Below are 20,045 nucleotides of genomic sequence, written 5' to 3'. Positions count from 1 at the left end.
GTAAAATTTTCTCTGTTTACAGCATTAGATTTACGATAAGCTTTACAAGAGAAGAAATGCATTATTCGTACGCGTTTCGAATAATATATTTGTATTATAGTCACGTATTTTGTATAAATCAAGAAAAAAATATTCGTATCGCGTACATTTTGTCTTAATTTATGATATAATAAATTGTAGTTAAAGGAGAGTAAAAAATGATTCTAAATAGATTAACTAGATTAAGAAAGGACAAAGGTTGGTCCTTACAATATACGGCTGATCGACTCGGAATTGCTAAAAGCACTTATGCAGGTTATGAGTCGGGGCACCGCCGTCCTTCATTGGAAGCACTTACATTAATAGCTGATTTATTTCATACATCAACTGATTACATTCTAGGTAGAGTGGATCATCCAGATTTTCCAATTGAAATCGATATCACAAAATCAGTTCAATTCATAGAATCAAGAGATCTGCCAAATATGGACCTTGCTGTAGATGGAATCTCACTTTCTGGGGAAGAAATACAGCAATTTATTGCTTTTATTAGAGCTAAGCGAGAATTGGAAGGAAAGTCGTGATAAACGATGGTCAAACCAATGAGGCATTGATCTAAAATCAAGGCTTTGTTTTAGCACAAAAAAAAGATGCGCTTTTATAAGCACATCTAAGCATATGGAGGAGGTAATCGTCATCCCTACATTTATAATATGTTTATTTACGAAGTAGGATTAGACTTTACACCACTGGAGTAAAAATTCAGCAGATGTCCCCATGTTCTCTACGATTGGCAAATCCTGAAACAACAAACGCAGCAGGAAGAAGGTAGCCTAAGAAGGTTTGGACAATAACAAATGCTTTGGCTACTCCCACAGGAGTAATATCTCCATAACCTACAGTAAAAACAGTCATCGCACTAAAATAAATGATATTTCCTATAAAATAGAGATTGTGACGATCTATATGGGCTTTATCCTGATATGTAATACTCGGCAATCCAATGGCATCTAACCCTAGATAAATAACCCCAAAACCAAAAATAACTACAAAATACACCTGAACCAGAATAAAAAAATGCTGCCAAGAGAAAACAGGGCAATCCGTCCCTTTTATTCTGAACAAATGAAAAACACTGCCTATCATAATAAAAAAACAGGAAACAACAATGAGCATAAAAATAAGGTATTTCATACAGCTTGCCCCCTCATTACTATAGATATGAGGGAAAAGAAAAGTTTATACAGAAGGATATTCTTGAATTAAAGGATGGAGTAAAACTTCGTCAATGACCATATGTTTAGGAGCACTTGCCATATAGATCACCGCCTGAGCGATATCCTCTCCTTTTAACCATTCCTTCTTCTCTGGAGCTCCTTGTTCCGTATTGTTAAAGTATGTATCGACCATCCCTGGATTGATCGTCCCCACTCGAATTCCTACTTTTCTTACCTCCTGTGCCAATGAACCGGAAAAGCCTTGGACAGCATATTTAGTTGCTGTATATACAGATCCATTGGGAATTGTGCGTCTTCCAACATCAGAGGAAATAGTAATGATTGTCCCTTGACCTCTTTCTTTCATATAAGGGAGTACAGCTCGAGAGCACAGGAATACTCCTTGGACATTGACTTCAAATAGTCTTTGCCATTCTTCTAGTGTTGTTTCCTCAACAGGCTTAAACAAACCAATTCCTGCATTATTGACTAAGATATCAATCTTTCCAAACTGTTGAATAGTTTGAGAAATCACTTCTTCTACATCAGCAGCCTTTGAAATATCCGCTTGAATAGATAAGACCGTATGCCCCAGTTTTTTTAAGGAGTCTGCTGTATCATGAACCTGCTTAGAGCTTCCTATCAGCACAACTTGAGCTCCTTGCTCCACTAGTTTAAAGGCAATGGAATAGCCTATACCGCGTGATGCGCCAGTTACAATCGCTACTTTATTTTTTAACATCTTATTCATCCTTTCTTTTCTCCAAAACGGACTTAGCCTCAACGTATTCATCGAAATTCATGGATTCCTTTTATTTCTAGTATAACCTATTTCACTAATGATACAATGAGAGGTAGACAAGGAGGAATCTACATATTATGAATCATGAGAAATCAAATCTACTCTTTAATGAAGCTTTACAATATATTGTTGGAGGAGTTAATAGTCCTTCACGTTCTTACAAGGCAGTTGGTGGAGGTGCACCCGTCTTTATGGAGCGGGCAGAAGGCGCCTATTTTTGGGATGTAGATGGGAACCGCTATATCGACTATCTTGCTGCCTATGGTCCCATTATTACGGGACATGCCCATCCCCATATTACTGAAGCCATCTCCAAAGCAGCTGCTAATGGAACCCTATACGGTACGCCTACAGCCTTAGAGGTTACCTTTGCCAAAATGCTTCGAGAAGCCATTCCTTCATTAGAAAAAATAAGATTTGTCAACTCGGGTACGGAAGCGGTCATGACCACTATTCGGGTTGCACGTGCGTATACCAAAAGAGATAAAATTATTAAATTTGCGGGATGCTATCATGGTCACTCAGACCTCGTCCTCGTTGCTGCTGGCTCTGGACCTTCTACCTTAGGTATTCCAGATAGTGCGGGTATTCCACAAAGCATCGCCCAAGAGGTTATTACGGTTCCTTTTAATAATCTTGAAGCATATGAGGAAGCTCTCCGTACATGGGGGTCCCAAGTTGCTGCTGTTCTAGTTGAGCCCATCGTTGGAAACTTTGGAATTGTCATGCCTCATAAAGGATTCTTAGAAGAAGTAAATCGACTTACTCATGAAGCGGGTGCTCTTGTCATCTATGATGAAGTGATTACAGCTTTTCGATTCATGTATGGCGGAGCACAAAATCTACTTAAAGTAGAGCCAGATATGACCGCTCTTGGAAAAATTATTGGTGGCGGACTCCCTATAGGTGCTTACGGCGGACGCCAAGAAATTATGGAACAGGTGGCTCCACTAGGACCTGCCTATCAAGCTGGAACAATGGCTGGAAATCCAGCCTCGATCTCAGCTGGTATTGCTTGCTTGGAGGTGCTAAAAGAGAAAGGAACTTACGAACACCTTGACCGTCTAGGTGCTATGCTAGAAGAAGGAATCCTTGCTCTAGCGAAGAAACATAGGATTGCCTTATCGCTCAATCGCCTAGGCGGGGCGCTAAGTATCTATTTTGGAGTCCAAGAAGTACACAATTACGTTGAAGCAGAACAGAGTGATGGCGAAGCCTTTGCTACTTTCTTTAAAGGAATGCTTCAACATGGAGTCAATCTTGCTCCTTCTAAATATGAGGCTTGGTTTGTCACCATCCGACATACTGAACAGGATATTAAAGAAACACTCACTGCTGTAGATTCTGTTTTCCAAGGCATGTCCCGAAGATAATTCGGGACATGCTTTTTCCATTTAAAGCGTTTACATTTTGCATGATTATGCAATCCCTTCTTCGTTTTTTGCCTAAATATAAAATTTTTTTGAATAAAAACGCTTACATTTGAATATTCACGCATTGATGTCTTGTTGGGTCAGAAAATTCATGATATTATTGTCTTACTTGTCAAGTTCCTTTGATAAAAAATCTAACAGGAGGTGAAGGTCAGACTAGCTGACCAGTTGTATGAAAATGAAGTGGAGCCCAAGCAGTTTTAAAAATTTCCACAATACTGAGCATGATAGTTGCGGAATTGTGGCTATCGTAAATAAAAATGGGGAACCCACCCATAAAAACATTTTGAATTCGGTTGATGCCTTGATCAAAATGGAACATCGGTCAGGCTTTATCGACGGCGAAGGTGACGGGTGTGGGTTGTTAACGGACATTCCTCGTGCCCTTTGGGAAGAACGTTACAAACAAGCCGACTTGCCAGCTAATCTGGTCTATAGCGATGATTTCTTCGTAGGTCATCTATTTATCCCTAAAACCTCCGATGTGACGGCCATCCAGCGTGAAATTCGAACACTTTTCACAGATACGAAAGCTGAGATTTTACTTGAAGTAGAGGATCAAGTGTATTCAGAACACTTAGGACCTAACGGAATCAATGATGAACCACTTTTTTGGCAAGTAACAGGTACTTGGAAAGATGAACAATCCACATCAACGATCGGACAAATTTTATTTGATTTACAAATTATTATAGAAGAAAAATTTCCTGTGCATGTTGCTTCATTAAGTAGCCATTCCTGTGTTTACAAGGTGATGGGTGCTGCTAATATTTTACCTAAATATTTTGAAGATTTGGGTAATCCATTATTTCAATCTGGTATGACAATTGGACATAATCGTTATTCGACGAATACGCTATCCAGCTTTTTTCGCGTGCAACCTTTTAGCTTGCTAGGACATAACGGAGAAATTAATACGATTTCTCAGCTTCGTCAAGAAGCAAGCATGATCGGCGTACCCCTTGTTGACGGAGGTAGTGATTCTCAAGATCTTAACAGAACAGTTGAAACGCTAATCCATCGTTATGGGTTTAGTCTATTTGAAGCTATGGAAATGGTCTTCCCTCCTATCATTAATGAGATGAAGAATCTACGTTCTGATCTTCAGGATTTATATGTAGACATTCGCCAATCTTGGGGACATTTTGCACAAGGACCTGCTGGAATTGTTTCTCGTCACGCTGATGAATGTATCTTTAGTGTCGATTCATTAGGTCTTCGTCCTGTATGGATGGTGGAATCTGAAGACCATCTGTATTTCTCCTCTGAACAAGGACTCATCCCTGTTAGCGAAATGCTTGATGAACCAAAATCATTAGCTCCAGGAGAAAAGGTTGGTATCGTCCTGCGCAGTGGAATGGTAGAAGTATATTATCATCATGAGCTGCAAGATGTTGTATTAGAGCGTTATTCTCTGCGCAAAGAAATCAGCGGGGCTCATGCTATGTTGAGCACTCCTTCCCTTCCATCTACTACAGAGGTTCAAGAAGAGTTAAAACCAACGGATCAATATTATAGTGCCTTCGGTTGGGATCGTGAAAATATTCAACTCGCAGAGCAAATGGCGTCTAATGGTGCAGAGCTGTAAGATCATTAGGGCATGATGGACCTTTGGCAGCCCTTACTACTGAACGTCAAAATATTGCTGACTACTTGAAAGAAAGCGTAGCGGTTGTAACGAACCCTGCAATTGACCGTGAACGAGAAATGGAGCATTTCTCCACGCGTGTGATTCTTGGCGGACGTTCTTCCTTAGCCAAAGGAACAAGTAGCTTTGAACAAAAGGATGTATATCCTCGTCTAGAGCTTGTTTCTCCGCTTTTACTTGAAAGTGAAGTAGGCGCACAAGTAAGTGCTCAATTAGATACCTTATCCTATGAACAAGTATTGGCGTACTTTGGTGAACAAAGCAAGACGATCCATGTCTATTTTGCTGAGGGAGAAACGATTCCACAAGCTCTAGACAGAATCGCTACAGAGGCAGTCAAAGCGGCACAGGAACAGCAAGCAAAGGTGATCGTACTTGATGATCAGCTTTCACATACAGAGGGTAAGTATTGGATTGACCCACATTTGGTTGTGGCAAGCGTTGATCAGCGTTTAGCTGCTACGATGGACGAGGCTGGAAGCGCCATCCGCAGAAAAACAAGCCTTATCTTACGTTCTGGTTCCATTCGCTCCTTACATGATATCGCTGTAGCCTGTGGTTTAGGAGCCGATGCGATTAATCCGTACCTCTTATTTGCGACGGTTTCCAATTCAGAAAATACACAGGGTGCTATCAATCTATTCTCTGCCCTATCAAAAGGCTTGGAAAAAGTAACATCTACAAATGGAATTCATGAATTACGTGGATATAACCGTATCTTCTCTAGTATTGGTTTACAGACCGCAGTTGCAGAAGCCTTAGGCATCGTGAATTTCTTCGGTTCAGAAAATATCGGTCTGGGCTTTGCTCAGATGGAAGAAGACAGCAAAAAGCGTGCAGAGGACTTTGCTGGTGAAAAAGCCAAAGCATCGAAAACGTTCCGTCTATTCCCACGTCTATGGAAGCCAATCGGGCAAGTAGCCGCAGGAACATTAGAATATAGAGAATATGCAGATAAACTAGAAGAACAGGAAAGAGAAAATCCTATTTCTATTCGACATGTTGCGGATCTAAATATAGAGAAAGCAAGAACGGAAAATGCGAGTGATGTTCCTGCTGAGCAAGTGAGCGTTGGCGTCGCTGATCATCATCTGCCATTTGTTATCAGTTCCATGTCCTTTGGCTCTCAAAATGAAACAGCCTTCCGTGCTTACGCTGAGGCTGCTCACCAATTAAACATGATCAGTTTAAATGGTGAAGGTGGAGAAATCAAAGACATGTTAGGCAAATACTATAACACAAGAGGAATGCAAATCGCTTCAGGTCGATTCGGTGTGAATGTTGAGCTTGCAAACTCTACTAAATACCTTGAGATTAAAATTGGTCAAGGGGCAAAACCGGGTGAAGGTGGACACTTACCAGGTTCAAAAGTAACAGCAAAAATTGCAGCAGCTCGTAATGCAACAATCGGTTCTGACCTGATCTCTCCTTCAAATAACCATGATATCTATTCGATTGAAGATTTGGCACAAATGATTACAGAGCTTAAAACAGCAAATCATGAAGCGAAAGTGATTGTCAAAGTTCCTGTTGTTCCTAATATCGGTACCATTGCCGTTGGTATTGCCAAAGCAGGCGCTGATATCATTAACATCAGTGGATTCGACGGAGGAACTGGAGCTGCTCGTATACATGCTCTACAATATGTAGGTTTACCAGCAGAAATTGGGGTAAAATTAGCACATAATGCGCTTATTGAAGCAGGGCTTCGTCAGCATGTTGAAGTATGGGGTGACGGTGGAGTCAAAAGCGGATTAGATGCTCTAAAAATGATGTTACTCGGAGCTAACCGTATCGGATTTGGAACCTTATCTATGATTGCTGTGGGTTGTACAACTTGTCGTGGTTGTCACTTAGATACTTGTCATGTTGGTATTGCTACACAGATTGATTCGATGGAAGAAGCTCATGAAAAAGGATTAAAGCGTTTTGTTCCTCGCGTTGGTTCTCATGCTATTCAAGGATTAAAAGAATTGTTCTCTTCTATTGGGAAAGAACTTCAACGCTTAACTGGAGAGCTTGGCTTTCAAAATGCTCAAGATCTAGTCGGTCGATCTGATTTATTGATTCAGACGCGCGCCCTAGAGACAATGGATCTAAGTAACCTAATTGCTCCAGCTCAAGAGGCAGCACAGGCAGTTGTGCAAAAGGTAGAAAGCAAAACACAAGTAGCTGCTCCTCTAGCCATGGCGGTGGGTGCTGAAGGACATGTGGATTCTAATCCGTATGTATCCTATGATGCCCCTCTAAATCGAACATTTAATGCCATCACTTGTGAGCAACGAGTGCTAGGAAGCCGATTTGCTGGTGAGCGCGTGAAGAACAGATTAGATGGTAGCTACAATAAGCTGCCTAAAGTTAACCTGACGTTTGATCAAGGTTCCGTACCTGGTAATGGTTTAGCTGCCTTCAACGTAGACGGCATCCATATTCGTGTCCATGGTGGAGCTCAAGATGGTGTAGGGAAAACATCCTTTGGTGGTGTGACAAGCATCTTAAAAACCAAAAATAAAGTAAATCAATATATCAATGGATCTGTTGGTAAAGGATTCTGTTATGGGGCACAAAAAGGACTCTTTATCGTCCAAGGAAATGCAGATTCCAGAGCAGGTATCCGTCTATCTGGTGCTGATGTTATCATTGGCGGCGAAGTCACTTCTCCACTCCAAGATCACTTAGGCGGTTACGGAGCAAGAGCCAATATCAAAGGCTTTGCTTTCGAATACATGACAAACGGCAGAGCTGTTGTTATGGGAGATCCAGGTCCTTGGATCTGTTCAGGGATGACAGGTGGAGTAATCTACCAACGTATGGTTCCTGAGCTTGGATTAGATCAAGCAGCGATCCAACGTCGTATCGCTAAAGCAGCAAAAATTAGCATCCAACCACTTTCCGAAAAAGGAAAGAATGATCTTCATGAATTACTTGCTGCTTATATTGAAGAACTACTGGCAAGTGGTCAGCATGAAAAAGCAAATCAAGTACTTGATTTGAAAAATTCTTGCGAAGATCATTTTGTTCAAATCGTACCAATGAAGGAACAAGCAGACCCTGCTGTTTCAACAGAATAAAGTAGAATATAGCAGTATAACAAAGTCAAAGAGCTATCATCTCTTAGGTGGTGATAGCTCTTTTTGTTGATCATTTTTCACTTCCTGCCTATACTTTCTTATTGAAACGAAGGAGAATTTGATGTATTATTTTACAATTGAACACTAGAAAGGAATCATCCTATATGAAATTTGGTGCTCGAATTCTAAAAACAGGAATAGCACTTACCATAGCCTTATATCTTGCTACATTCTTTGGACTTGATCCTGTCATTTTCGCTGCCTTAGCCGCTGCGCTCTCTATTCAGCCCTCTTTATACCGCTCTTGGCAGCATATTTTAGATCAAATTCAAGCTAATATTATTGGCGCTCTAGTGGCGATTTCCTTTACTTATCTGCTTGGAAACGAACCTTTTATTGTAGGAATTGTGGTCATGTTAGTGATCGCGATTAATCTGCAATTAAAGTTTGAGAAAGCCATTCCCTTGTCCATTATTACGGTCATTGCCATTATGGAAAGCACGACAGGGAGCTTCCTTCTTTTTGCAGCAGATCGCTTTCTCTTAATTCTAACGGGTATAGGTGCTGCTCTGTTAGTCAATGTCATTTTCCTGCCCCCAAAATATGAGGAAAAACTATATCAAAAAATACTCGGAACCAATCGAATGATTCTTGAATATCTGCGCTCAAGTACAATGAATGAGCTGGAAGATAAGAAGTATCGAGAGGACCTTAAGCTGATGAATCAACAGTTCGAACAATTAGATGACCTGTATTGCTTGTATAAAGAAGAACGAACGTATTTCCGTAAGGTTCAATACTCTAAAGCACGTAAATTGGTCCTCTACCGTCAGATGATTAAAAGCTCTAAAAAAGCCTTCTACCTATTAGAACGTTCTGAACGACAGCAAAACGACCTGCAAACCTTATCCGAGGATTTACGAGAGCTCTTGCACCGTGAGATTGAAATGCTAACGAATTACCACGAGAAAATCCTCTTGAAATATGAAGGAAAAATAAAAACACAGCATCCACACCAACCTTCAAATGATATCATTCAAGGAAGAGAAGGACTGCTGCATAGCTTTGTCTTGTTATATGATGACGAAAACGAAGCTAGACGAAGCCAATGGCTCCATCTATTTCCCGTCTTGTCTAGAGTGATCGATTACTCTGAGGACTTAGATCATCTAGATAAGCTTGTTGAGAATTATTATTCTTTCCATTGAATCTCATACAATCGTGCATAAGAGCCTTGTTGCTCCAATAGCTCTAGGTGCGACCCTTCTTCTACAATTTGACCATTTTCGATGACAATGATTCGGTCCGCATGGGTAATGGTCGACAAGCGATGAGCGACAATAATGGTTGTTCGATTTTGAGCAAGTCGCTCTATTGACTCTTGAATCATTTTTTCTGATTCCAGATCAAGGGCAGAGGTCGCTTCATCTAATATAAGAATGGCTGGATTTTTCAGAAATACACGGGCAATTGCCACTCTTTGCTTTTGTCCACCAGATAGCTTAACACCTCTTTCTCCAATAGGAGTATCATAGCCACTGGACAGCTCCATAATAAATTCATGTGCATTCGCCGCTTGTGCTGCGGCGATCACTTCTTCATCCGTAGCCTGCGGATTTCCCATGAGAATATTCTCTTTTACAGAGTCACTAAATAGAATATTATCTTGTAACACCATTCCAATCTGATCCCTTAGAGAGTGAATGTTATATTCTTTAATATCCATACCATCTAACAGGATCGATCCTGCTGTTACATCATAAAAACGCGGAATAAGGCTGATTAAGGAGGATTTCCCTCCTCCACTCATGCCAACTAGAGCGATGGTTTCACCGCTTTTAATCTCAAGCTGAATATTCTTTAGCACCGCTTCTCGATCTTGGTCGTAGGAAAAAGTAACATTGTGAAAGAGAATCTCTCCCTTCACACGCGATACTTTCTTAGCCCCAGGGTGTTCTTGGATATCATATTTCTCTTGAAACAACTCGTACACCCGGTCCATTGAAGCCACTGCTTGGGTTAATGTTGTCGATGAGTTCACTAAGCGTCGCAGGGGACCATAGATTCGTTCTACATAGAATAAAAATGCCGCTAAGTCACCTGGCGTGATATTCCCTAAAATCGCTTGATATCCCCCATAACTTATCACCAGCAGAGGGGCAATGTCGGTGATCGTGTTCACCACCGTATAGGTTTTGGCATTCCACTTGGTATGGTCTAGCGCCTTCTGCAAAAATTGATTATTTTGTTTAGAGAAATGCTTCTGCTCATGCTCCTCAAGAGCAAAGCTACGTACTACACTCATTCCTTGGACCCTTTCGTGAAGATGTCCCTGCATCTCTGCTAAAGCCTGAGACCTTTTTCTAGTTAAAAACCGTAAGCGTTGATAGAAATACTTGACGGAGAAGGCATATAGCGGGAAAACGGCAATAGCAACTAACGTCAAGGAAAAGTCCAAGTAAAACATCATCAATCCAATCGCAATGACTAGGGTGACAAAATCTAGCCAGAGATTCATTAAGCCCGTCATGACAAAATTCTTCGTCTGCTCAACATCATTTATCACTCTAGAGATAATTTCCCCAGCCTTATTATTATTGTAATAACGCAACGACAGCTTTTGCAAATGAGAAAACAAGCGCTCTCGTATATCATAAAGCACTTTGTTTCCTATCCATTGAGCGAAAAATTGACGATAATACTCAATTGGCCCCCGAACAATGGTAAATAGAATAAAAGCTCCTGCCATGATCCAGATTAATTGAGAGATTTTCTCTTCTTTACTCAGGGTTTCTGCAATAATCAAATCATCGATCACATATTTCAGTAATAAAGGAAGGACGAGCGGGATCCCAAACTTGATAATCCCAATGACTAATGTGCCTAAAATCATTTTCCAATAAGGTCTGACAAACTGTAAGTAATGTTTGATGCTCTCCAAGTGTCTTCTCCTCTACCTCAGGTTTGATTTCTTTCCATCAGACAAACACAAAAGAATGGATCGGCTGTAAATAAACTTTTTACATCTTCATCCATTCCTTTGTTCATGTATATTCCTCTTGTTTCATTTATAATATAAATATCTTTCGTACCATCTTTCTACGTAATCAGCTTCAAAAGGGCCTTTTCTTTGGTGAATTAAGGATAAGAGCTCGTCCATTCCTCGCTTAATTTCAAACATGATGGTTTCTGGATAATTCATCAACTTGCGGTGCTCTTCATATTCATCCTGATCTAAGATAACATAGGTCATATCTGGAAATACCTTCACATCTAAATCATAATCAATATACTGCAAAGCTTGTTTGTGCCAGCGATAAGGGGAACCGATATTGCAATAGTAATGAACTCCATCCTCACGAAGCATGCCAATCGTATTGAACCATTGCCCTTTACCAAACGTACAAATCGCTGGTTCTCTTGTTCTCCATTCACTCCCATTAGATTCTTTAACAAGGATCCGATCATTTCCTACAATCCAACTAGTTGAACCTGTCTGGAGAACAGTTGAACTATCCCATACTCGGTGTAACGATTCATCATGTTTAAAGCTTTTGATTTGAATTTGTTGTCCAGGATAGGGATAAATCATTGTTTTCTCCTTCCATTTACTCGAACGATGTGTTTACTTACTTGAACGACGTGTTTATCTTCTATTATACTCTTTCTCTTCCCAAACTTCTAATATTCTCTTTATCATTATGTAGAAAAGTCATTTTTTATAGTCTACACAAAAGAAAAAACTCTCTACGTGAGAGTCATTTTATAATTTTTATAATACTTGATGATATCATCAACCTTTTGCTGAAAGTCTTCCTGTAAGGATTGTAGCTGCTTCTTTTTCTGATTCATTTGTGTCTGAACGTAATGTAGCCCGTATTCAATTTCCTTCAATTCATTTTTTAAGCCTAAAGCATGGTGAATCATCGCTTGTTCTCTTCGCTTCAGCAACTGATTTTCTAAATCCTCATACTTAAGAATCTCTGTTTGTAATTGGACAATTGAATCAGCTATTTCTGCTTGCCAGCATAATAACTCATCGAATTCCTGAATCATATTTACCTTCACCTTCCATTCAGCTCATTTCTCTTTATACACATTCGCTATACAACTTTTGGCTCCTTTAGCTAGTTTTGTCTAATTCTTAGAACCTTTGTCTACATCCTGTCGAAAGTGAATTTCGAGATGAAAAAAAGCCCATCCATGACTGGATAGGCCTCTTTTCTAAGTATATAGGTATGTTCGATGACAAAAAATTAATTATTTTTTTTGAGATTGCTGATTTTGACGGCGAACCTCAGCTGCATTTGTTTCATTAGCAAATTCCGCATCTTGCCCTTGAGCCGCTGCTTGGTTTTGCTGTTTTACTTGCTGAATATCCGTTCCAGCTTGAGTTTTGTTTCTTTTAGCCATTGTTATCACCTCCACATCCATAATGTGAGCAAAGGAATAACAAATTATTCATAAAATGACTAAACTAATAATGAAATCCCACCATCAACAATGATGGTTTGACCTCGAATCATCGAAGCTTCTTCCGAGATTAGAAATAAAACAGCCTGTGCTAAATCGATAGGTTGAACAATTCGACCCGCCGGAGTCCTCCTTGCCGCTTCTTCTAATATTTCTTCACGATTGGGGAAATGCTTTAGTGCATCCGTATCCACTGCTCCCCCTGACACGGCGTTAACGACTATATTTTTGGAGGCAAGTTCTACACTTAAATATCGAGTTAAAGCTTCTAAAGCTGCTTTAGAAACTCCTACTGTTGTATAGTTCTCTAATACTCTTATTGAGCCTATACTACTAAGACTTACTATTTTTCCTCCACCTACTTTTTCCATTCTTTTTGCTGCTTCTTGAGCAGTAAATAGGAGAGCTTTAGTATTAATGTTCATCGTCCAATCCCAATGATTTTCTTCAAGCTCCATTAATGGTCTTAAAACGCCAGAGGTGCATTATTGACTAATACATCTAAGCGACCGAAATGCTCATCTATCTCGGTGAACATCTGTTTAATTTTTTCTGGATCACCGACGTTACTTTTGACTAGTAATACTTCTGCTCCTTTCTCTCTTAGCTCAGAAGCTGTCTCTTCTGCTGCCTTGCGATTTCTGGCAAAATTGATAACAAGGCGATATCCTTTATCCGCTAACAACTTAGCAATTTCCTTACCAATACCTCTACTGCCTCCAGTAATTAAAGCTACTTTCTTTTCCATCATCTATACACGCTCCTGCTTCGGGGAATTTATAAAAGAAAATCTTTACAGTATGTATGAATTACTATATAATTAACTTAAGAATAAATTTCATTACTTGCCAAGTTTTACTTAACTACATTATTTCGAACCTTTGTTCTTCTAATCCATAGGTTGTGTACTCCTACACAACCTATGGTTTTTTCTGTGGAATCACTCAACCGCACACGTATTTCTTTCCTTATCCCCTGTACTATTCTATCTGTACTAATCTAGACCCTTCGTGTAAATCTGTTTCTTAATTTTCTGATGAGACACAGGAAAGGCTAATTCATCTAGTTGATCTAGCTTCACCCAGCGACTTCTTTCGGGAAGGGCTTTGAGGTGTTCCGGTTCCTCCATTCTTTCCAACTCAAAAACGGTAATATCCCAGATTAAGTGAGAAAATGTATGCTGAACACGATTCATTTCTCTTTTAGTTTCTACTTTAATACCATAGATCGTATCATAGTGAGAGCTAATCGCTTCTTCTGGAGTAGTGGACCATTCTACATTGGGAAACTCAAATAATTTAGCTAAAAGCCCAGATTCCTCTCTTTGTCTAATCAGCACCTGCTCTTTTTCAATTAATATTCCCGCCACCATCTGTAAAGGTTTCGGTTTCTTTTTCTTTGTTTTGATCGGGAGTTCGTGGTGAATTCCTTGATGATAACCCTGACAAAACTGTTGGACAGGACACGACTCACATTTAGGTGACTGAGGGGAGCAAATCAAAGCCCCTAATTCCATGATTCCTTGATTAAAATAGGAAGCATGTCCTTCTGGTATCAATTCCCTCACTAGCTCTTCAAACAGTTTCCTGGTTTTCACCTTTTGAATATCCTCTTCAATGGCAAATAGACGTGAAAAGACACGCATGACATTACCGTCAACAGCCGGTTCCCTTTTGCCATAAGCAATGCTTAAGATGGCTCCAGCAGTATAAGGTCCTACCCCTCTTAATGTAGAGATTTGCTCTGGCTCATCAGGGACGACTCCACCGTAAGTTTCCTTTACTTCTTTTACCGCACTTTGCAGGTTTCTAGCACGTGAATAATAACCTAACCCCTCCCAATTCTTCAACACCTCTTCTTCAGGAGCTTCTGCTAAGGCTTCAATCGTTGGAAAACGGGCAATAAAACGTTGAAAATACGGGATCACCGTATCGACTCTTGTTTGTTGAAGCATGATTTCTGATACCCATACTTTATAAGGATCTTTATCCTTGCGCCACGGTAAATCTCTCATATTTCTTTCAAACCAATATAATAATTCCTCTTGAAAGGATTGTTTTGGAAAATCTTTAAGATACTTCACTTCTTTCTCCCCCAGCATGCTCTTATAGTCAGATCGATAGCGGCAGTGGAGAGAACGCCCACATATGAAACTTTTTACGACCACCCACAACATATCTTAGGATCGGATTCCAAGGTAAGGCTGGGTCCTCTTCTTCCAGCTCTTTTTTCCACTGGTGATATAGTTCAAGAGAGGGCAGTTCTAATGATTCAACATATAGAAAAGGCTGATCCACCGCTTCAAGAACCTGATATTGATGAATACCTAATTCTCTGATTTGAGATGCTACGAAGGCCCGTTCCTGTAAAAACATTGGTTTTAACTCATCATGAATCTTATATTCAATAAAGAGTGTTGGCATAGATTCTCTCCCCCTTTCATCACTATTAGGTATTATATCATGAATTGTGAATAATACCGCTTGTATTTTAGCTCCCAATTCTTTAAAATGTATAAGTGAAGGAAAACGTATGGTTACATAAATAAATGATTCTGAGGTGTTCTAATGAATAAGGTAATGGCATTAGTGATGTCTGTTATATTTGGAGTTGTACTAAGCATGGCTGTTGGTTTTGTAGTAGCAAGTATCAAGGGATTTGAATTTACATTCGCTTCCGCAGTTCCATATGGAGCCGCCTTAGGCCTTATCCTATTTTTGTTCGGGAATTTGGTTACAGCTGAAGAGAAATAAGCTGTTCTATTCTAATTAATTTATTTCATTATATTGCTTCATATTGCTTCTCTACGAAGATGCCTTATTAGTAAGGGCATCTTTTTTGTGTTCCTCTTTGAATTTTTTTAATTTTTAAATTCCTTTTGTCAAAGAACTCAAAAATCATAACCATGCATCCGATATAAAACATATCAACGATGCAGGTGAAAAATATGAAAAAACTAGAGCCTCGTTCAATGCTAGACATCAATCTAATGTAGAAAGGACAATGACAACCATGAAGAAAAAATTTAGCATTAAATCTAAACTCCTTATGACGATTGCTTTTATTTTATTAGTACCTGGGCTTATTATCGGTTCCATTTCGTATTACACATCTAAAGAACATATTCATCAGAATATGACTCAAAGCGCCGATGAGAATGCTAGTTTATTGAATCACCTAATCAATACCTTCTTTCTTCCAAAACAACAAGAAGTAGAATATCTCACAAGGATTCTGCAACCTCTTCTCTCCGAAGAAGACTGGGAAACCCTTGTTCAAAACAGACTTGATGAGGTCACTCTGTCATACATGGATACAAAGTATGCCTATCTAGGGACAAAAGATGGTGACATGCTCATCTCTCCAGAGGCAGACCTTCCCGCAGACTATGATCCAAGAATCCGTCCATGGTACCAAGAGGCGATAGCTAATCCTGGAGACATTATTACCACTGCTCCATACGAAGATGCCTCCACAGGTGATTTAATTATCACCGTTGCGAAATCCTTAAATGGGGGAGCAGGAGTTGTCGGAGTGGATATTGATATTAGTGTCATCTCCCAAATCGTTCAAGAAGTGAAGATTGGTGAACGCGGATACCCCTTCATTCTGGACAAAAATAGAGGAATTGTTGTTCACCCTACTTTAGAGGTTGGTGAGCCATTAGAAGGAGATTTCGTTGATCTCATGTACGCTGATCTGACAGGTTATTTTCACTATGTATTTAACGGCGTAGACAAGGAAATGGCCTTTAGAACAAATGACCTTACAGGTTGGAAAATCGGAGGAGCGTTGGACACGGCTGAAGTCACTGAACAAGCAAAGCCAATTCTCCTAGTGACTATGGTCGTCATCCTTATTACAGCTATTGTCTGTACGATTATTGTGTACCCGATTATTAAGCCCATCATTCAGTCACTTAGACAGCTTGTAGCCTCAGCAGAGAAAATTAGTGAAGGGGACTTAACAGAAAGAGTTGAAATCAAATCTCAGGATGAACTAGGAGAGCTAGGGCAAAGCTTCAACAAAATGAGTCAATCTATTCGTTCGATCCTGCTTAATCTAAATCAAACGTCTGATCAATTAAGCTCCTCAGCTGAGGTTCTAAAAGATGTGGCGAATCAAACCAATGAGGCAACATTAGAAGTAAATAGAGCGATTCAAGAAGTAGCAGAAGGTTCCGAGTCCCAAGTCCATACTTCTCAAGAATCAGCGAGAGCCATGGAAGAAATGGCTTTAGGCATTCAACGAATTGCTGAGAGCTCCTCTGTCGTTTCAGAAGCTTCGACGGATACCTCTCAATTAGCGGAGGAAGGAAATCAGAACATCTCTAAAGTGATGGACCAGATGAACACCATCCACTCCTCAGTAGGACAAACATTCGAGATTGTTTCTGTCCTTGGCACACGTTCAAGTGAAATTGGACAAATTCTAGAAGTAATCACAGGTATCTCTGAACAAACAAACTTACTAGCACTCAACGCTGCGATTGAAGCAGCTAGAGCTGGAGAAAATGGTCGCGGCTTCGCCGTCGTTGCTGATGAAGTACGAAAGCTTGCTGAAGAATCCAAGAGATCTGCAGATCAAATTTCAGTGATGATTCGTGAAATCCAAGCCGAAACACAAAAAGCCGTGGAGGCGATGGAGCAAGGAAAGAAAGAAGTGGATTCCGGTACAGAATTAGCTCAATTAACGGGTGAGAATTTTATCAAGATCTTACAATCTATCCAACATGTCGCTACTCAAATCGAAGAGGTTTCAGCTGCTTCCCAAGAAATGTCGGCTGGAGCAGAACAAGTGACCGCTTCCTTCGAACACATGTCTGGCATTGCAGAAGATTCATCACGAAAAACAAAAGAGGTAGCCGAGTCTTCAGACAAACAGCTTTCTGCTGTAGAAGAGATTCTTACTTCTGCTGAGCATCTCTCAGTATCTGCCAAGGAGCTAAAGAAAGAAATCACGAAATTTAAGCTATAAGAAAAGCTTCTACCGAAGCCCTTTCGAAGATGTCGTCTAGTCCTTCTTTAGAGGAAGCTTTTCATGCTACCAGAAAGTATAGAAAAGAGACCTGACATTCCAAAATGTACCCTTTGCTAAGGACATTTTATCCTGTCTGGTCTCTTTCATTTTACGCTCCAAATTGAATTTACTTTTCTTTCTGTTGAACGACCGTTGCAATCTCATACTCTTCATGAAATTTTCCACTTGCAATATGATAAATTGCCCAACCAATCGACCTACGAGTGTCCCCAAGAGAATAATCCCCATAACAAGCATAGAGATAAAACCAGGGCTACTGAACATAATGTCCATGACGATTCCCCCCGTCTTATTGTTGAAAATAAGATATGTTTCAGTATATCAACTTATCCTTCGTTTAAGCAAGTCAGACAGAGCAGATTCCAAATCTTTATATATAAAGCGATAGCCTGCTTGAAGTGCTTTTGTTGGCATCACTCGTTGCCCTTCCAAAACCAACTGGGAAACCTCACCTAACATGACCTTCAAGACAATGGAAGGGACAGGGAACCAATGAGGCTTGCCTATCGTTTTACCAATCAATTCTCCAAATTGTTTCATTTGAATAAATCCAGGGGAGGTGACATTAAGGGGACCTGAAATGTGATCATGTTCTAAAGCAAACACCAGCAAACCGGCTACATCTTGAATATGAATCCATGATACCCATTGCGTCCCTTTTCCCACTGTTCCACCCACAAACAAGCGGTAAGGTCGAAGCATCTCTACTAAAGCTCCTTCATCCCTGCCTAAGACCACACCCAGTCGAGCTTTGACCACACGAATGCCGTGCTTACTCACTTGATCAGCCTCTTGCTCCCACTCTTTTGTGACAGAGGCAAGAAAATCTCCTGCACCTGGAGTATCTTCAGTAAAGATAAGGTCTTCTGAAAAACCATAATATCCTACCGCAGAAGCATTGATCAACACCTTGGGCTGAAGAACTCCATCTTGAACATAACGGACAAGCTGTCTTGTCGTTTCGATTCGACTCTTTCTAATCTTCTCTTTCGCTTGCTGTGTCCATCTCTGATTAATGGATTCCCCAGCAAGATTAATCACGGCATCAATATCATCTACAGCTTCCTCCTTAGCCAAAGGCCACTGCTGAATGGTAAATCGAGAGGAAAGCGAAGATATTTTAGTTGTTTGCCGTGACCAAAGCACCACCTGATGTCCACGCTCTTGCAATACCTCCGCTACATATTTTCCTATAAAACCTGTACCTCCTAAAATCGCTACTTTCATTTGAATAATACCTCCTTTCACTCTTTTTTTTTCCAAATGTTTCTGATACTCTTTATGTATAAATCTCTTTTTATAACTATTATATATCAATGGGAAGGAGTCACTATGTCAAAGCCTTATGTATTTATTACCATGAAAATCCCCGATGAGGCAATAGAAAAGCTGTCTGAAGTTGCTCACGTTTCTGTTTGGGAAGGTGACTCACCCGTATCTAGACAACGCCTATTGGATGAAGTTCAAAAAGCAGATGCTCTTCTTTGCATGCTTACTGACTCCATAGATCAACAAATTTTGGATAACGGAACTCATTTGAAAATTGTAGCGAATATGGCTGTAGGCTATGATAACATTGCAATCCCCTATGCCGCGGAAAAAGGAATCGTCGTAACCAATACTCCTGAGGTATTGTCCGAGGCAACAGCTGACCTCACCTTTGCCTTGATGCTGACAACGGCAAGACGAATTGTCGAAGCCTCTAGCTTCCTACGAAATGGAGAGTGGACAAGCTGGAGTCCTCTTCTATTAGCTGGGCAAGATGTCTATGATGCCACTCTAGGAATCATAGGTATGGGAAGAATTGGTGAAGGAGTTGCCAGAAGAGCTAAGGGCTTTGATATGCGAGTCCTCTACTACAATCGGACACGTAAAAAGCACGCAGAAGAAAGGCTTGGAGTGGAATATTGTGAACTTGACTCCCTGTTAAAGGAAGCTGATTTTGTAGTTGTGTTAACTCCTCTTACTTCTGAAACGAAAGGATTGATTAGCACCAATCAATTCAAAGCTATGAAGAAAAATGCAATCTTCATCAATACTTCCCGTGGAGCCGTTGTTGATGAAGAAGCTCTGTACCAAGCTCTACTAGAAAAAGAAATATGGGGAGCAGGTTTAGATGTGTTTCAACAAGAGCCTGTATCCACAGAGCATCCACTCCTTCAACTACCCAATGTGGTTACTCTCCCTCATATAGGTAGTGCAAGTATCAAAACCAGAACTGAGATGGCTTTATTAGCTGCGGAGAACATTATCGCAGTCCTACAGAACAAAAAACCAATAACACCTGTCTGTTAATCGTTTATTCCGTTCTAACCGACGATAAGACTCCATCTATGGAAGTCTACTTTATCCTGTTCTTGCTTATTATAAACAATAATACAA

At 40.2% G+C, this 20,045-nt stretch carries 15 protein-coding genes and 2 pseudogenes; 7 read left to right on the top strand and 10 right to left on the bottom strand.

The features are described from left to right. Positions 1–197: 197 nt before the first annotated feature. Positions 198–563 carry a helix-turn-helix domain-containing protein gene (locus tag JCM10596_RS09895; protein WP_025026995.1) on the top strand — a complete coding sequence of 122 codons (366 nt, stop codon included), beginning with the start codon at positions 198–200 and terminating at the stop codon, positions 561–563. A gap of 178 nt (positions 564–741) precedes the next feature. On the opposite strand, the gene JCM10596_RS09890 is transcribed toward JCM10596_RS09895, so the two are convergent. Both JCM10596_RS09890 and JCM10596_RS09885 read right to left on the bottom strand, forming a co-directional pair. Next, on the bottom strand, positions 742–1,173 hold the full coding sequence (locus JCM10596_RS09890; RefSeq protein ID WP_025026994.1) for an ion channel: 432 nt from the start codon (positions 1,171–1,173) through the stop codon (positions 742–744). 45 nt (positions 1,174–1,218) lie between these two features. Further along, positions 1,219–1,938, bottom strand: a complete 720-nt coding sequence (locus JCM10596_RS09885) for an SDR family oxidoreductase (RefSeq protein WP_025026993.1) — start codon at positions 1,936–1,938, stop codon at positions 1,219–1,221. A 137-nt stretch (positions 1,939–2,075) separates the two neighbouring features. On the opposite strand from JCM10596_RS09885, the gene JCM10596_RS09880 reads away from it, so the two are divergent. The 3 genes and pseudogenes from JCM10596_RS09880 (at position 2,076) to JCM10596_RS09870 (ending at position 9,358) form a co-directional block, all read left to right on the top strand. Beyond that, positions 2,076–3,371 carry a glutamate-1-semialdehyde 2,1-aminomutase gene (locus tag JCM10596_RS09880; RefSeq protein WP_025026992.1) on the top strand — a complete coding sequence of 432 codons (1,296 nt, stop codon included), beginning with the start codon at positions 2,076–2,078 and terminating at the stop codon, positions 3,369–3,371. Positions 3,372–3,603: 232 nt separating this feature from the next. Further along, positions 3,604–8,150: pseudogene (locus tag JCM10596_RS24825) on the top strand (glutamate synthase-related protein). Between the two features lie 164 nt (positions 8,151–8,314). Continuing rightward, positions 8,315–9,358, top strand: a complete 1,044-nt coding sequence (locus JCM10596_RS09870; protein ID WP_025026991.1) for an FUSC family protein — start codon at positions 8,315–8,317, stop codon at positions 9,356–9,358. Here JCM10596_RS09870 and JCM10596_RS09865 read toward each other — a convergent pair. The 7 genes and pseudogenes from JCM10596_RS09865 to JCM10596_RS27740 form a co-directional block, all read right to left on the bottom strand. Further along, positions 9,343–11,091 carry an ABC transporter ATP-binding protein gene (locus tag JCM10596_RS09865; protein WP_025026990.1) on the bottom strand — a complete coding sequence of 583 codons (1,749 nt, stop codon included), beginning with the start codon at positions 11,089–11,091 and terminating at the stop codon, positions 9,343–9,345. The genes JCM10596_RS09870 and JCM10596_RS09865 overlap by 16 nt on opposite strands. A gap of 123 nt (positions 11,092–11,214) precedes the next feature. Next, positions 11,215–11,742, bottom strand: coding sequence for a DUF402 domain-containing protein (locus tag JCM10596_RS09855; RefSeq protein WP_025026989.1), 528 nt, complete (start codon positions 11,740–11,742; stop codon positions 11,215–11,217). A 155-nt stretch (positions 11,743–11,897) separates the two neighbouring features. After that, on the bottom strand, positions 11,898–12,206 hold the full coding sequence (locus tag JCM10596_RS09850) for a hypothetical protein (RefSeq protein ID WP_025026988.1): 309 nt from the start codon (positions 12,204–12,206) through the stop codon (positions 11,898–11,900). A gap of 204 nt (positions 12,207–12,410) precedes the next feature. Further along, entirely contained in the window at positions 12,411–12,563 is a 153-nt protein-coding gene (locus tag JCM10596_RS09845) for a gamma-type small acid-soluble spore protein (RefSeq protein ID WP_025026987.1), read from the bottom strand. Positions 12,564–12,622: 59 nt separating this feature from the next. Further along, positions 12,623–13,374 (bottom strand): annotated as a pseudogene (gene fabL, locus JCM10596_RS24820) (enoyl-[acyl-carrier-protein] reductase FabL). Positions 13,375–13,617: 243 nt separating this feature from the next. Beyond that, positions 13,618–14,724 (bottom strand): A/G-specific adenine glycosylase, encoded by a 1,107-nt coding sequence (gene mutY, locus JCM10596_RS09835; RefSeq protein ID WP_025026986.1) that lies wholly within the window; start codon positions 14,722–14,724, stop codon positions 13,618–13,620. Positions 14,725–14,734: 10 nt separating this feature from the next. Then, positions 14,735–15,046, bottom strand: a complete 312-nt coding sequence (locus JCM10596_RS27740; protein ID WP_025026985.1) for a hypothetical protein — start codon at positions 15,044–15,046, stop codon at positions 14,735–14,737. 144 nt (positions 15,047–15,190) lie between these two features. On the opposite strand from JCM10596_RS27740, the gene JCM10596_RS09825 reads away from it, so the two are divergent. Both JCM10596_RS09825 and JCM10596_RS09820 read left to right on the top strand, forming a co-directional pair. Beyond that, a complete protein-coding gene (locus tag JCM10596_RS09825) occupies positions 15,191–15,376 on the top strand; it encodes a hypothetical protein (RefSeq protein ID WP_025026984.1) in 186 nt (61 codons plus the stop codon). A gap of 259 nt (positions 15,377–15,635) precedes the next feature. After that, positions 15,636–17,600 (top strand): methyl-accepting chemotaxis protein, encoded by a 1,965-nt coding sequence (locus JCM10596_RS09820; RefSeq protein ID WP_034681052.1) that lies wholly within the window; start codon positions 15,636–15,638, stop codon positions 17,598–17,600. A 384-nt stretch (positions 17,601–17,984) separates the two neighbouring features. Here the strand turns inward: JCM10596_RS09820 and JCM10596_RS09810 are convergent, their stop codons facing one another. Further along, a complete protein-coding gene (locus JCM10596_RS09810) occupies positions 17,985–18,890 on the bottom strand; it encodes a TIGR01777 family oxidoreductase (protein WP_025026981.1) in 906 nt (301 codons plus the stop codon). 105 nt (positions 18,891–18,995) lie between these two features. Here JCM10596_RS09810 and JCM10596_RS09805 point away from each other — a divergent pair, with 105 nt between their 5' ends. Then, positions 18,996–19,958 (top strand): 2-hydroxyacid dehydrogenase, encoded by a 963-nt coding sequence (locus JCM10596_RS09805; protein ID WP_025026980.1) that lies wholly within the window; start codon positions 18,996–18,998, stop codon positions 19,956–19,958. Positions 19,959–20,045 lie beyond the last annotated feature (87 nt).

It is taken from the genome of Caldalkalibacillus mannanilyticus JCM 10596 (assembly GCF_000615945.1).
GTDB classification, from domain to species: domain Bacteria; phylum Bacillota; class Bacilli; order Caldalkalibacillales; family JCM-10596; genus Bacillus_AT; species Bacillus_AT mannanilyticus.
Note: the sequence above shows the minus strand (reverse complement) of the source record. Positions and strands in the feature narration are given on the sequence as shown.

Coding starts and splice junctions, on each gene's coding strand:
- JCM10596_RS09890 (WP_025026994.1), bottom strand. CDS start 1,173: ATGAAATACCTTATTTTTATGCTCATTGTTGTTTCCTGTTTTTTTATT.
- JCM10596_RS09825 (WP_025026984.1), top strand. CDS start 15,191: ATGAATAAGGTAATGGCATTAGTGATGTCTGTTATATTTGGAGTTGTA.
- JCM10596_RS09855 (WP_025026989.1), bottom strand. CDS start 11,742: ATGATTTATCCCTATCCTGGACAACAAATTCAAATCAAAAGCTTTAAA.
- JCM10596_RS09880 (WP_025026992.1), top strand. CDS start 2,076: ATGAATCATGAGAAATCAAATCTACTCTTTAATGAAGCTTTACAATAT.
- JCM10596_RS09845 (WP_025026987.1), bottom strand. CDS start 12,563: ATGGCTAAAAGAAACAAAACTCAAGCTGGAACGGATATTCAGCAAGTA.
- JCM10596_RS27740 (WP_025026985.1), bottom strand. CDS start 15,046: ATGCCAACACTCTTTATTGAATATAAGATTCATGATGAGTTAAAACCA.
- JCM10596_RS09820 (WP_034681052.1), top strand. CDS start 15,636: ATGAAGAAAAAATTTAGCATTAAATCTAAACTCCTTATGACGATTGCT.
- JCM10596_RS09870 (WP_025026991.1), top strand. CDS start 8,315: ATGAAATTTGGTGCTCGAATTCTAAAAACAGGAATAGCACTTACCATA.
- JCM10596_RS09850 (WP_025026988.1), bottom strand. CDS start 12,206: ATGATTCAGGAATTCGATGAGTTATTATGCTGGCAAGCAGAAATAGCT.
- JCM10596_RS09805 (WP_025026980.1), top strand. CDS start 18,996: ATGTCAAAGCCTTATGTATTTATTACCATGAAAATCCCCGATGAGGCA.
- JCM10596_RS09895 (WP_025026995.1), top strand. CDS start 198: ATGATTCTAAATAGATTAACTAGATTAAGAAAGGACAAAGGTTGGTCC.
- JCM10596_RS09885 (WP_025026993.1), bottom strand. CDS start 1,938: ATGTTAAAAAATAAAGTAGCGATTGTAACTGGCGCATCACGCGGTATA.
- JCM10596_RS09810 (WP_025026981.1), bottom strand. CDS start 18,890: ATGAAAGTAGCGATTTTAGGAGGTACAGGTTTTATAGGAAAATATGTA.
- mutY (WP_025026986.1), bottom strand. CDS start 14,724: ATGCTGGGGGAGAAAGAAGTGAAGTATCTTAAAGATTTTCCAAAACAA.